Origin of the sequence: Acinetobacter sp. ANC 4470, from assembly GCF_002135335.1 — a bacterium.
Lineage (GTDB): Bacteria > Pseudomonadota > Gammaproteobacteria > Pseudomonadales > Moraxellaceae > Acinetobacter.
On record NZ_NEGC01000005.1, the window covers coordinates 212838 to 226945 of the forward strand.

The 14108-nt window shown below is 42.4% G+C and carries 14 protein-coding genes; 4 read left to right on the forward strand and 10 right to left on the reverse strand.

The window, feature by feature from the left end:
• Positions 1-214 precede the first annotated feature (214 nt).
• The 4 genes from tgt to secF all read left to right on the forward strand — a co-directional run bounded on the left by tgt (position 215) and on the right by secF (position 4713).
• Positions 215-1345 carry a tRNA guanosine(34) transglycosylase Tgt gene (tgt, locus tag B9T25_RS09520; RefSeq protein WP_086166174.1) on the forward strand — a complete coding sequence of 377 codons (1131 nt, stop codon included), beginning with the start codon at positions 215-217 and terminating at the stop codon, positions 1343-1345.
• A gap of 102 nt (positions 1346-1447) precedes the next feature.
• The gene (gene yajC, locus B9T25_RS09525; RefSeq protein ID WP_004650211.1) at positions 1448-1777 is read left to right on the forward strand and encodes a preprotein translocase subunit YajC; all 330 of its coding nucleotides are present in this window, start codon (positions 1448-1450) and stop codon (positions 1775-1777) included.
• Positions 1778-1828: 51 nt separating this feature from the next.
• Positions 1829-3730 carry a protein translocase subunit SecD gene (secD, locus tag B9T25_RS09530; protein ID WP_086188190.1) on the forward strand — a complete coding sequence of 634 codons (1902 nt, stop codon included), beginning with the start codon at positions 1829-1831 and terminating at the stop codon, positions 3728-3730.
• Between the two features lie 8 nt (positions 3731-3738).
• Entirely contained in the window at positions 3739-4713 is a 975-nt protein-coding gene (gene secF / locus B9T25_RS09535; protein ID WP_086188191.1) for a protein translocase subunit SecF, read from the forward strand.
• A 109-nt stretch (positions 4714-4822) separates the two neighbouring features.
• On the opposite strand, the gene B9T25_RS09540 is transcribed toward secF, so the two are convergent.
• The 10 genes from B9T25_RS09540 to B9T25_RS09585 are packed head-to-tail and all read right to left on the reverse strand — an operon-like array spanning position 4823 to position 14101.
• Positions 4823-5257, reverse strand: coding sequence for an excinuclease (locus tag B9T25_RS09540; protein WP_086188192.1), 435 nt, complete (start codon positions 5255-5257; stop codon positions 4823-4825).
• A 21-nt stretch (positions 5258-5278) separates the two neighbouring features.
• Positions 5279-6499 (reverse strand): beta-ketoacyl-ACP synthase, encoded by a 1221-nt coding sequence (locus tag B9T25_RS09545; protein ID WP_086188193.1) that lies wholly within the window; start codon positions 6497-6499, stop codon positions 5279-5281.
• Positions 6499-7224 (reverse strand): 3-ketoacyl-ACP reductase FabG2, encoded by a 726-nt coding sequence (locus B9T25_RS09550; RefSeq protein ID WP_086188194.1) that lies wholly within the window; start codon positions 7222-7224, stop codon positions 6499-6501. The genes B9T25_RS09545 and B9T25_RS09550 overlap by 1 nt, the downstream gene beginning before the upstream one ends.
• Positions 7221-7658, reverse strand: coding sequence for a 3-hydroxylacyl-ACP dehydratase (locus B9T25_RS09555; RefSeq protein WP_086188195.1), 438 nt, complete (start codon positions 7656-7658; stop codon positions 7221-7223). Before B9T25_RS09555 ends, B9T25_RS09550 begins: the two co-directional genes overlap by 4 nt.
• Positions 7655-8854 (reverse strand): beta-ketoacyl-[acyl-carrier-protein] synthase family protein, encoded by a 1200-nt coding sequence (locus B9T25_RS09560; RefSeq protein ID WP_086188196.1) that lies wholly within the window; start codon positions 8852-8854, stop codon positions 7655-7657. Before B9T25_RS09560 ends, B9T25_RS09555 begins: the two co-directional genes overlap by 4 nt.
• 12 nt (positions 8855-8866) lie before the next feature.
• Entirely contained in the window at positions 8867-9409 is a 543-nt protein-coding gene (locus B9T25_RS09565; protein ID WP_171262755.1) for a DUF3261 domain-containing protein, read from the reverse strand.
• Between the two features lies 1 nt (position 9410).
• Entirely contained in the window at positions 9411-10709 is a 1299-nt protein-coding gene (locus tag B9T25_RS09570) for an NAD(P)/FAD-dependent oxidoreductase (RefSeq protein WP_086188198.1), read from the reverse strand.
• 11 nt (positions 10710-10720) lie between these two features.
• Entirely contained in the window at positions 10721-13054 is a 2334-nt protein-coding gene (locus B9T25_RS09575; RefSeq protein ID WP_086188199.1) for an MMPL family transporter, read from the reverse strand.
• Complete coding sequence (locus B9T25_RS09580; protein ID WP_086188200.1) at positions 13029-13676, reverse strand: LolA family protein; 648 nt, start codon at positions 13674-13676, stop codon at positions 13029-13031. Before B9T25_RS09580 ends, B9T25_RS09575 begins: the two co-directional genes overlap by 26 nt.
• A gap of 5 nt (positions 13677-13681) precedes the next feature.
• A complete protein-coding gene (locus B9T25_RS09585) occupies positions 13682-14101 on the reverse strand; it encodes an acyl-CoA thioesterase (RefSeq protein WP_086188201.1) in 420 nt (139 codons plus the stop codon).
• Between the last annotated feature and the right edge of the window lie 7 nt (positions 14102-14108).

Here is a 14108-nt window from a genome sequence, read left to right on the forward strand (position 1 = left end):
CCAGTTAAATACCTCATTTATGCCAAGCACTTACCAACTTGGTTGCTGTGGACTTTATTTTGCCAACGACCTTTAATCGAGAAAGTATTGAGTTAAAACTCGACAACACTGGTGTTTATCTGCGTAATCTAGGAAAATAGCCGACTTTTAGCGGCGAACTGTTTTTTCGCTCTTGCACTGCACGCAGTGCTTTGCTCTTTGTTCAGGATATTGTATGAAGTTTGAAAAATTAGGTCAGTCGGGTCGTGCCCGTCGTGGTCGTTTAACGCTTGAGCACGGGGTCATTGAAACACCCGTGTTTATGCCTGTCGGTACTTACGGTACTGTTAAAGGTATGTTGCCACGTGATATTGAGGATATTAAAGCTCAAATTATTTTAGGTAACACCTTTCATCTTTACTTACGTCCAGGCTTAGATGTGATTCGTGAACATGGTGGTTTACACGAGTTCATGAAATGGAATAAACCGATTTTGACTGATTCAGGCGGCTTCCAAGTGTTCAGCTTGGGCGCAATGCGTAAAATCAAAGAAGATGGTGTGACCTTCCGTTCACCGATTGATGGTTCAAAAGTCTTTTTATCACCTGAAATTTCAATGGATATTCAACATACCTTGAATTCAGATATCGTGATGATTTTTGATGAATGCACACCATACCCTGCTACACATGAAGAAGCACAAAAATCATTACAGCTGTCGCTACGTTGGGCAAAACGCTGCAAAACCCAGCACCATGATGTACTAAAAAATCGCAATGCGCTGTTTGGTATTATTCAAGGTGGCATGTACGAAGACCTACGCAACGAATCACTCAATGGCTTAAAAGAAATTGACTTTGATGGCTTTGCCATTGGTGGTCTTTCGGTGGGCGAACCGAAAGAAGAAATGATCAAAGTTCTGGATTATCTTCCTGCACTCATGCCTGAAGACAAACCACGCTACTTGATGGGTGTCGGTAAACCAGAAGACATCGTTGAAGCGATTCGTCGCGGTGTCGATATGTTTGACTGTGTGATGCCAACACGTAATGCACGTAACGGTCATTATTTTGTGACCGATGGTTTAGTGCGTATTCGGAATGCCAAATATCGTCATGACCAAAGTCCACTAGATTCAGAATGCGATTGTTATACCTGTCAAAATTTCACCCGTGCTTATTTATTCCACTTGGAAAAATGCGGTGAAATGCTCGGTTCTATGCTGGGTACCATTCATAACCTACGTTATTACCAAAGATTTACACAAGACATTCGTGATGCGTTGGATAATGGTACTTTTGATGCCTATGTCCAAGATTTTTACGCGCGTCGTGGTCTAGAAGTTCCACCTTGTCCTGAAGATTAGTCTTTCAGCATTTGCGCTGAAGAAAAAGACAAGGTAAATTGCAGAACAAGTTAATTTATTATCATATTGTTGATATACAGTTTTTTATTTTAGGAAAATGAAATGAGCCTTTTTATTTCTACTGCTCACGCAGCGGGTGAAGCTGCAAGCCAACCAAGTTTGGTCACTAACCTTTTGATGATTGCGGTATTTGTCGCAATTTTCTATTTCCTCATTTGGCGTCCTCAAGCAAAACGCGCTAAAGAACACCGCACTTTAGTTGAAAGCCTTGGTGTGGGTAGTGAAATTGTTTTTGCTGGCGGTCTGATGGGCAAAATCCTGAAAATTGAAGGTGATTTTGTCGTGGTTGAATTAAGCCGTGGTGTAGAAATAAAAGTTCAACGCGCAAGTGTGATTTCAGTTCTTCCTGAAGGCACATTAAATAATCTCTAATCAAAAATAGTCGTGCCCTAGCACGACTTTTTCATTTTAAGAAGAAAATAAATGCGTTACCCAGCATGGAAATATCTGCTGATCATTGTTGTTCTGGTGATTAGTACATTATATGCCCTGCCTAGTTTGTATCCAGATGAACCTGCTGTTCAAATTTCGGGTGCCAAAGCTGGTACTCAAATTGATCAAAGCATCGTACAAAAAGCAGAGCAATTATTAGAAAGTGAAAAAATTCCAAGCCATGACAACAGCTTTAGTAATAATGCTGCCCTTTTACGTCTCGGTTCTTCTGAAGCGCAATTAAAAGCCAAAGAAGTATTACATCGTGGTCTTGGTGAAAATTACGTTGTTGCTTTAAACCTTGCGCCAACCACGCCAGAATGGCTCCAAAAAATTGGTGCAAAACCAATGAAATTGGGTCTAGATTTACGTGGTGGTGTTCACTTCCTACTAGAAGTGGATATGGATAAAGCCATCAGTCAGCGTATGGAAACATCCGCAACGGACTTACGTCGTCAACTTCGTGATAACAAACTGAAATTCAATAGTCTTGCTTTGAATAACAATACTATTACGATGCAGTTTGCCAATAACAGTGACCGTGATGCGGTGATGGATTTCTTACGTCGTAATGGCAATGAGTTCACTCAACAAGCCATTGCATCAGAGATGGGTTCAACTTTACGTTTGAACTATACCGATGTACGTAAGCAAGAAATTCAGTCTTATGCGGTGAATCAAAACTTAACCACGTTACGTAATCGTATTAATGAGTTAGGTGTAGCAGAAGCATTGGTGCAAACCCAAGGTAGCAACCGTATTGTGGTTGAATTACCAGGTGTTCAAGATACCGCTGAAGCAAAACGTGTTTTAGGTCGGACTGCAAATCTTGAATTCCGTTTAGTCTCTGATTTGAATGACCAGTACATTGACCCTTATACAGGTAAGTCAAATGGTCAAGCATTGCCACCAGGCACTGAACTATTTGCTTATGAATCGCTTGATAGCGGTCGCCAATTACTGTTAAACCGTAACCGTATTTTAACGGGTGAACGTGTACAAAACGCATCGAGTGGCTTTAGCCAAGATACTGGTGGTGCTGAAGTAAATATTACTTTAGACAGTGCTGGTGGTAAGTTGATGGCAGATGCCACACGTAGTGCGGTGGGTAAACGCATGGCGGTATTGTTCATCGAGAACAAACAAAGAATTAGCTATGTCCCCGATCCAGCTACCGGTGCACAAACTGAAGTCCGTACGCCTTATACAGAATCTGTGGTGATTAATGCAGCCACTATTCAAGCTGTATTGGGTTCACAATTCCGTATTACTGGTCTAGATTCACCACAAGAAGCTGCGGAACTTGCATTAATGCTTCGTGCTGGGGCACTTGCTGCACCGATGTACTTCGTTGAAGAGCGTGTAGTTGGGCCAAGCCTTGGTCAGGAAAATATTGATAAAGGCGTACTCTCTACTCAAATCGGCTTCTTACTGGTTGCACTTTGGATGGTCGCATTTTTCCGATTATTCGGTTTAATTGCGAACTTTGCCCTTGTGGTTAACCTTGCCATGATTCTAACTATAATGTCGTGGCTTGGTGCTTCCCTCACTCTGCCAGGTATTGCAGGTATCGTGATTGGTATTGGTATGGCAGTCGATGCCAACGTCCTGATCTGTGAGCGAATACGAGAAGAAATGAAATGGGGAGCATCGCCCAAACAGGCGATTGTTGCCGGTTATGAGCGAGCCTATAACACCATTTTCGACTCAAACTTAACCACATTCCTCGTTGCGTTCATTCTATTTGCCATTGGTACGGGGCCGATCAAAGGTTTTGCCGTAACACTAATGATTGGTATTGTTTGCTCAATGTTTACTGCAATTACAGTAACACGTGCAATTGTACAGCTCATTTATGGCAAAAAACGTAACTTGAAAAAGTTGAGCATATAAGGAGATCGATGATGACTGACATGACTCAACCTGATTCAAAAAAATACGGTCGCCCAGATGATGAACGGGTTATTCCGTTTATGAAAATTGCGCTGCCAGCTGCAATTATTTCCATCATTCTGACCATTGGCGGTATTTTCTTTATTGCTACCAAAGGTCTGAACTTGGGGCTGGATTTTACTGGTGGTGTTTCTGCCGAGTTAAATTATGCACAGCCTGCTAACCAAACCGAAGTGGTTAAAGCGTTAGACCAAGCAGGCTTTCATGATGCTGTGGTACAAACACTCGGTAGTAATAAAGACCTGATTGTACGTATGCCCGTTCAAGACATTGAAGTTGAAGATCTAACGAACGCGATTACCAAAGCTGCCCAATTACCGAACAATCCTGCTGAAGTACATAAAGTGGATTCTGTCGGTGGTCAGGTCGGTAATGAGTTATATCTCCGCTCAGCGGGTGCTGTTGCACTTGCACTCATTCTGATGCTGATTTACGTTACTATCCGTTTTGAGTTCAAACTCGCGATGGGTGCTGTACTTTCCCTATTCCACGATATCATTGTCACCGTCGGTATTTTTGCAATGATGCAATGGCCGTTTGACTTAACCGTTCTTGCAGCTGTTCTCGCATTAATCGGCTTTTCGTTAAACGATAATATTGTGGTATCGGATCGTATTCGTGAAAATTTCCGTAAAATTCGCGGGGCGACTCCTTTGGAAATCGTCAATATTGCATTGACTGAAACCTTACGCCGTACCATCCATACCTCGATGACACTGTTACTTGTTGTACTTGCCATGTTGTTTATGGGTGGTGATGGTCTGAAATGGTTCTCTGTGACCATGTGTATTGGTATTTTTGTCGGAACATATTCTTCAATTTATATTGGTACTGCATTCGCTTTATGGCGTGGTCTGAACCGTCAAGATTTCATTGTTCAGGTTAAACCTGAATTTGATGAAGAAGAAGAAATTCCTCGATAATTTCTTTGCTTTGAGCTAAAAAGCCCATCACGTGATGGGCTTTTTTATTACATAAATGATTGCATATCAATGCTCATTCAACTTTATAGCTTATTAATGAATCAAAGGCTTAGAACTTAACCAGATCGCCTTTTAAAGCCACACCTGCCACAGCCGTGCCTTTAAAGCACTGATAGGTAATCGTACTTTTACTTTCATTCGCTTTGAAGTAACTGACAATATTGGTGACCGCATTTGCACCTTGCACTTTTGCCGTATTTTGCAACTGAATCAGTGCTGAACGTAAAACGTGATCACACGCAGTTTCTGCCGACTTAGCAAAACCATTGGTTTTTTTATTGGTCACCGCATCTTTTTGCAAAACTTGACCGCCAGAATTGGTGCCTGCTAAATAAAATTTGACCGAACCATCCAAAGTCCCATCGGCAACGGCACGCTCAACAGCACTTTTAAAATCCAAATTATGTGCAGTATCCGCAGCCTGTGCAGAAACCAACCCACCCAAAGACAATACGGCAGTCAGTACTATTTTTTTCATGAACATGAGTTTACCCTCTCGTTATTGTTAAACCCGTTTAAAAATCAGGGAGGTATTAATTCCTCCAAAAGCAAAATTATTGCTCATAATCATATTGGCATTCATCTTTCTAGATTGCTTGACGATGTAATCTAAATCGCCGCATAAAGCATCTATTTCTTCTAAATTTAAGGTGGCAATAAACTGGCTACGCAGCATCATTTCAATGCTCAGCCAAGCTTCGATCGCACCACAAGCCCCTAAAGTATGTCCAAAATAACTTTTGAGTGAGCTAATCGGTTTCTTGCCCAAAACGCTTGCCGTTGCCTGACTTTCGGCAATATCCCCTTGATCGGTGGATGTGCCATGTGCATTGACATAATCCACTTGATCCGCTGTAATTTGGGCATCAGACAATGCCAATTCCATACAGCGCCCCATCATTTCCGAATCTGGGCGGGTGACATGCTGACCATCACTATTGCTGCCATAACCAATGACTTCTGCATAAATCTTGGCACCCCGTGCTTTGGCATGTTCATATTCTTCTAGAATCAAACAACCCGCCCCTTCGCCAATCACTAAACCATCACGTTTCGCATCGAATGGACGTGGTGTCTTTTCTGGGTGATCATTTTGACTGCTAGTTGCCAACAAAACATCAAACACAGCTGAACCTGCTGCACTCAGCTCTTCTGCACCACCTGCCAACATCACAGTTTGCTTGCCATATTTAATTGCTTCATAGGCCTGACCAAGCGCCATTGAACCTGAAGTACAGGCACTAGACGTCGGCAAAGTTAAACCTTTTAAGCCAAAATACACGGTCATATTCACAGCGCTGGTATGTGACATCATACGAATATAGGTGGTGGCATTAAGTTTGTTCATATTGTTATCGTGCAACATGCTGCCAAACTCACGAATGGCATCGACACTTCCTGCTGATGAGCCGAATGCCACACCTGTTTGCCCACTGCTCAATATCGGATCATTTAACAGTGCCGCATCTTCTAATGCTTTTTCAGCACAGACCGTCGACATTAAAGCCACACGTCCCATACCACGCGTCACTTTACGATTAAAATGTTTGGGAACAGTATAAGACGCTACAGGTCCTGCCAATTTACTGCGTAAATCGGTGAACCGCTCCCATTCTGGCATGTAGCGAATACCGCTATTGCCCTGTTCAAACTGAGCAAAAATTTGATCCGCAGTTTCACCTAACGAAGTAATCCCTGCCATGCCTGTGACGACAACACGTTTCATCAAATCAAACCTCCATTGACCGAAATCACCTGACGGGTGATGTAACTGGCATCATCACTGCATAAAAATTTCACCACTTTAGCAACTTCATCTACATGACCCATCCGTTGCATGGGAATCATTTTCAATGCATGTTCTTTAACTTCTTCGCTGACCATTTCAGTTTCGATTAAACCGGGTGCGACACAATTCACGGTAATTTTTCGCTTCGCCAACTCGAGTGCTAAAGCTTTGGTCGCGCCAATTAAACCGGCTTTTGCCGCACTGTAATTAACCTGACCACGATTCCCCATCAAACCAGATACAGAAGATAAGGTGACAATGCGCCCACCTTTTTTCAAACGAATCATTGGCATCACCAACGGTTTTAACACATTGTAAAAACCATCCAGTGAAGTCGAAATCACCTCATCCCAATCACTATCGGTTAAGGCTGGAAATGCTGCATCACGGGTCAGTCCTGCATTAAGTACCACCCCATAAAATGCACCATGTTCTGCAACATCTTGCTCAAGCAATTGCATGACTTTTTCACGATCATTCACATCAAACATTAAGACATGACTTTCCTGTCCTAAAGCCTGAATCTGTTGTGCCACTTGCTCTGCTTCTTGTTGTCTTGAACGAGCATGTACGGTGACATCAAAACCTGACTGCGCCAATTGCAAGGCAATGGCTTGACCAATGCCACGGCTTGAGCCGGTGACTAAAATTCTTCTATTCACACTATATTCCTAATATTTTCTTTCACTTCTGCGGGTTCAAATACACTCAACATGGCACAAATACGATGTTCTCGGTACTCAATTTCACAGTTAAACTGTCCCAAACCCTCATGCAAATAGCTTTGTTCTGCTTTAATACGCACGGTTTCACCCAAGGCAAAATAAGGCACTGGCAACTGCATTTTACGCGTGCCCAATAAAAACCCAATTTTTGGCGGCAGACCTAACACTTGCCCTTTATGCCCTGCATAAGCACTAATGGTCTGCGCCATCAGTTCAATACTGCTCCACGTTGGTAAACCCTGTGCATCACAAAACATTAAATCGGGTTGAATCAATAATTCCGCAATCGCAAAATTTTTATTCGCTTCAATTAAATGATCAACAAAAACCATCGGTTTTTCATGTGGAATAAACTGTACGGCATCCATCATTTCAGCTGCGTTCCAAAAATCAAACTGATATTACTTCCACCAAAAGCGAAAGAATTACTCATCACATAGTCTATTGGCTGTAGCAGTTGTGCATTCAGCACATAGTTCTGTTCATCCAATTCTGTATCAATACGACCCAATTGATGCAGGGGCAGCCACGACTGATCAGCTAAAACTTGCTGACAAATCACCGCTTCAATTGCCCCAGCAGCGCCTAAACAATGCCCTGTTTTATGTTTGGTACTGCTGAGCGGTACAGCATGATGCTGAAATACCGTCTGAACGGCTTTAATTTCCATGGCATCATTTTGCGGTGTCGCTGTGCCATGCATATTTAAGTACCCAATATCCTGTGTGGTCAGACCCGCCATATCTAAGGCTTTTTGCATGGCCTCAGCCGCGCCTTTTCCTTCGGGATGCGGTGCTGAAATATGCCATGCATCCATCGACTCACCTGCTGCCATTAACATCACGGATGCTGCTTCTTTAGACAATAAAAATAAACCCGCAGCCTCACCAATATTAATGCCATCGCGTTGTGCCCCACAGGGCTGACAAAGAGCATGAGACAAACTTTCTAAGCTACTAAAACCATTCAGGGTTAGCTGACATAACGTATCCACCCCACCAACCAAAACGGCATCGGCTAAATTTGCATTAATCAATCGCTGTCCTGCTGCCATTGCTTTGGCACTGGAAGAACAGGCGGTAGAAATGGTATATGTAGGCCCTTCCCAGCCCAAATACTGTTGTAGAGCTTTAGCTAAGCTACCCATTTCCTGTTTACCATGCATGACTTCAATCTCGTGCTGATTAACAAAATATGGCTTGATGACTTTTTCATTATCGGCAATCCCAGAGGTCGATGTGCCCAAAATAATCGCTAAACGTTTCGACTCAAATTGCGCAGTATAGTCGCGTATTTCAGCTTCAATTGAACTTAAAGCTGTTAAAGCAAAACGTAAATTGCGTGAATCGACAGCTTGTAAAAAGTCAGGAATGCTTTCAATTAAAGGCTGTTGATAAGCACCAACCCAAACCTGTTTTTCGGGAATAAATCCTGATCTTAAACTCAAGCTATTTTGCGCTGTCGTCAACGCCTGTTTCATCTGTTCAGGCGTATGACCTAAGGCAGATAAACCCACACTAAACTGAATGCCTACCGCAGGATGTTGTGTACTGATTTGCTCACTCATCATCCTCCTCCTTTATTCAGTTGTTTCTAAAGTATCATTCATGGCACTAATCACCATTTGATAAGGCACTTGCAGATTATCTAATTCAATCACAGCATCCTGATGCAGGATATTTAAGACATGCTTTTGATTAATAAAAATAGACTGTGTCTGAGCCACATTTTTAATCTGAACATTTTGCGGCTGTAATTGGGCAAAATTTGGATAAGTGGCATATAAAATATCGCGCACCACAAACTCAAAGGGCAATAATTTCATTGGCTCAATTCGCTGTTCAATATGTACTTTTCGACCATCAAAACTGAGCTTAAATAACTGCTGCCCGGTTAGAGATAAAGCCAGCATGTCCAGTTTTTGCCCTTGTTGCTGCTGATACAACAAAAAGCTAAAACTATGCTTATTCCATTGTACTTCGAGCTGATCCTGACGCTGATAATCTTGTGCAGTCCATGTTGTAGTCGCCAAACCCTGTGCTTTGGGCAGCAGAGATTGGCAACCGCTACAGCACAGTAGCGCAGCAAGTAACAACCCCGCCCATTGCCATTTCGGTTGCATATTAAGCACCATGAGTTATGGCTTCACTGTGCTGCGGCTCACGGCAATATTCAGCCAAGGTACTTAAACGTTTTTTGGCATTTTTATGGATGGGGTTGGTGGTATCCCATGCGTAACCCGCCAACAAGGATGACACCATACGGCGAATTTTTTCATCTTGCTGAGTCGAAAACACCACATCTTGGAATTCACCTGAATACCATGATTCAACATAAGCACGGAAAACTTGAATCCCTTCTCGAAGCGGTTTTTCATATTGTTCCATCCAGTCCACCGTTTGCCCATTCAGCACTTGATCAACCAGAGGAATCGCTAAGCTTGAAGATTTTAAAGCAATGGTCACCCCTGAGGAAAATACAGGATCTAAGAATTCACCGGCATTGCCCAATAATGCATAATTACGATCTGCCAAATGTTTAACATTGGCAGAATAGCCGACCAAAGTCCGTACAGGGGTATCAAATTTAGCGTTGCGCAGTACATGCGATAAACTTTCATCATCGGCTAGAATACGTTTTAACAACGCATCTAAATCCATCTCTTGCTGTGCATTAAAACCATATTGTTCAAAAAAATCTTGTTCTGCCACCACACCAAAAGAACAACGACCATCGGCAAAAGGAATCAGCCAATACCAAGCACGGTGATCTTTGGCGTGTACCGTAATCAGGATTTTTTCCCGATCAAATTCAGCATCATCCCAAATTCCATCTTCAATATGAGTGAACACGGCACGACGGACTGGAAAATCGGACGGACTTTCTAAATCTAAAAACTTCGGCAAGATACGACCAAAACCACTGGCATCGAGTAAAAACTTGGCTTGAATCTGGTAAACCTGTTCTTGCTCATCTTTCACGGTCAAAATCGGCTGATTAGAGTCCACATCGACATCAATCACCTCATGACCAAAGCGAATTTCTGCGCCATATTGTTCAGCTTGCTGCGCCAGCAAATGGTCAAAATGGGCACGGCGAACTTGCCAAGTTGTGCCCGGACCATCGCTAAATTTTTCAGTAAAATTATAAAAACTGCGCTGCTTTCCTCTTAAAAAAGCTGCGCCATTTTTAAATTGAAATCCAAACTCATCCACATGTTGACGGACAGTATCAAGCAGACCTGCTTCTTCTAAAAAAACCATGGATTGCGGTAACAGAGACTCACCAATCGAAAAGCGTGGAAAATATTGTTTTTCAATTATCGTGACCTGATGGCCTTTTTGACGCAGCAATGCTGCTGCAGAACTCCCCGATGGCCCTGCACCAATAATCAATACATCTGTCTGTTGCATGGTGCTCATTGCACTGTACCTTAATCTCTCAGCTTCTTTGGCTGATATTGTTGAAGTACAACATGTTTGGCATCTGACGATGTAAACAATGTTGCATAAATAAATGAAAAAATAACCCCAAGCAGTACAGTCAAACCAAAGCAATGAATAGCATAGGTTTGGCTAAATGATAATAACCCGAAACCCAATAAGGTCGACATCATACAGAGGAATAATGCCATGCCCACCACTTGCGGATGATCATGTCCATGTCGATAAAAAATCGCATAGTCCACGCCAATACCAATAATCAGGAAGGTTCCCATAATGCTGAATAAATTAATTTCAACCCCAAACCATGCCTGAACGGCAAAGGTGGAGATTAAAGCTAAAGTGACCGGTAAGACCAAGGGCAAAATAGACTTCATGCCATAGATGATGCCTAAACCAAGCATTAAAGTCAGTAAAGCAAAAACCAATAACCATTGTGCCTGAATGCGATGTTGTTGAAAGAGTTCAGACAGTTGGTTTACTGGACGTAACAGCTGAACCTGTGTGCTATTCAACTGTTCTAAAGCTGTAACATGATGCACATTTTGTAACAGTACCAAACGTTCGGTTGGGCTGATTTGTAAAAATGCCAATGGATGCTCTGCCATTTCACTTGGACGTAATAAGGGCTGCAGGAGCAATTGCTTTTGCCACGCTAAAACATCTGCAGGGTTAAGCTGTAATGCCGCGGCATATGCCTGTAAAACATGTGTCGGAATGCTTTGTAAGAGCTGAATATGATGCTGTTGCTGTTGAATCGGCGGTAACCATTGTCCTAAAGCCTGAAAAGCATCCAAAGCTCCTTCACTTTGTAGTCGTTGTAGTTTTTGAATCAGTTGCTGTTCATTGTATTCCAGCTCTGCCGCAGTCTTGCCATGTACCACAAAGTATTCACTGCTTTGTTGCTGCATAAAGCGCTCACGAACGTACTTATCTTCTTGCTTTAAAGTCTGATCCATACTTTGTAAATTGCGGATATCATCATTGCTCTGCAACAACATCAAACTGCTGCCTGCCACCACTACAATGGCAGCAATTAAGCCATAACGTAGTGCTTTTCTTGCCTGTACAAAAGTACGTGCTTGACCAATAAAACTTAATCTGCGAATTGCAGGTTCTGCATTTAAGGCAGGTAAACGGGGAAGCAATAAAACACTAGTGATCCATGCCGCAGCCAGCCCCACCATAGAAAAGACCGCGATTTGTTTAAAACCAGGGAATGGTGTGAAACTTAAGAAAATATAGGCAACTAAAGTGGTCATTAAGCCCATAAACAAGCTAGGTAATAAAGGTTTTAACACTGCAAAACCATTGATCTGCCGATGCTGCGATTGCATTGCCATAAAGTAAAAAGAGAAGTCGACACAAACCCCAACTAGACTTGCACCAAACACCAAGGTCATGAGATGAATTTCCCCAAAAACCCAATGGGTGATGGCAAAGGCCACCAAACAGCCTGTGCCCACAGCCACCATTTCAGTCAACATTGGACGAATTGAGCGAAAACCAAACCAGACCAAAAGTAAAATCCCAAAACTTGAACCTAAACCAATCGTTGAAATTTCTTTTTCAGCCGAAGTAGTGCCAAATTGAGCAAATAATAAAGTACCCGTCCAATGCGGTTTCACCTGCATCTGGCGTAATTGCGTATCTAACTGCTGAATCCACGCTGAAGTTTGTTTTTGATATTCAATATTATAAGGACTGTTTTTTAGCTCTAAAACCAGTAACCGTGAAATCCCCTGCTCATCTCGAATTGTGGCAAAACCATCTTCTAAAACAAGATCAGGATGACTTTGTAAACCGGCTAAGCCCATGGCATAACGCGGAAATAACAACAATGGATCTTGTTGTAATAACGCTGCGGTGACCGGCATGCCCGGACTCATAATTTGCAATAAACTTTGTTCTGTTAGCGCAGCATAATCGTGTTGTTCCAGTATTTTTTGATCGTCTAATGTCAATAAACCCGCACGATGTTGATAGAGCACCTGTGTAAATTTGTCACTGTCTAACTGAGCATGCAAAGGTTGCCACAAATCACTTTTGGCCACCTGCTGTTGCAATACCGTGGTTGCTTGGGCTAGGGCAGCATCATCTTGAGCATCCAACACCACAAACACTTTGTCATTCAGTTGTTGACTGACGTATTGCTGTGCCCTTTCAAGCCGTGGATCTTGGCTGGCTTCAGGCAATAAGGCAAAGATATTGGTTTGAATATGAATCTCTTTTTTGAGCCATGCTGTGCCTAGCGCAATCGCAATCACGCTTAAAATAATCAGCCACAGAGCTGTAAATTTATTTTGCCAATTGGAAAAGTGCATTTTCCTCAGCCGTTAAAGTTTGGGGTTGAGTCATTTGTTGACTAAAACGAATGGTTGTCGTGTTATTGGCTTGTTCACTCAATACAATGCGATCAACATAACGCTGCCCTTGTGCATCCACGCGAACAAAGAATTTTTTAAATAAGCTGCTTTTCGGGGTTAACGCCACATTCCATTGCGCAGGACTATAACTGGCTGAAACAATATTGAAATTTTTAGCCAATGCGGTTTCATTGCCTGACATCAGTTGTAAAAACATCGTCGCTACAGAACCATAGGGTGATTTATCAATTTCAATTTGACTGTAGGTACGTTGCGTTTTTTGTACCAATTTATATGGAGTCACAATCAAATCTGCTGTCACTGGACTTTGAATATTCCAGATTACGCCTTGTGATTTGGAAAATAATACCGTGCCTTTCGAGACAAAAGTTTTGTTCAGTGACGCTAGTTTTTTTTGCTGTTCAAACTGAGCACGTACAATCGGGGTCGCAGCAAGCTGAGTAAAAATTTGTTTGAGCTGTGGATTTTGCGCATGTACAGGTCGTGACAACACTGACATCAAACACAACACAGCCGCCAAAAACAGCCAGACTGGACGGGATAAATTGATTGCTTTCATTGACTTTACTCCGCCTTAAATGCTGACCAAGCGTGCAATTGTTCTAACAACACTTGCGGCGATTGAAAACACATTTCACGACTTTCAATACCAACCGCCACTTGGCTGGTGTAGCCTTTGGTGAGCTTCCTACCACTTTCTGCATCAAAAATTTGATATTCAATTTTCAAGCGGTTTTCCCATTCTTTTAAAATGGCACACACACGAATTTTTTGTTCAAACTCAATCCCCTGCACATAGCGGACATGACTTTCAATCACCGGCCATGCATAACCAGATTCCAGCATTTGCTTATAGTTATAGTGAAATTGATCGAGCAATTTACAACGCGCAATTTCAAAATATTTTAAATAATGTCCATGCCACACGACATTCATGGTATCGACATCATGAAATGGCACTTCAATGATTACATCGGCATGCATCGTCAGT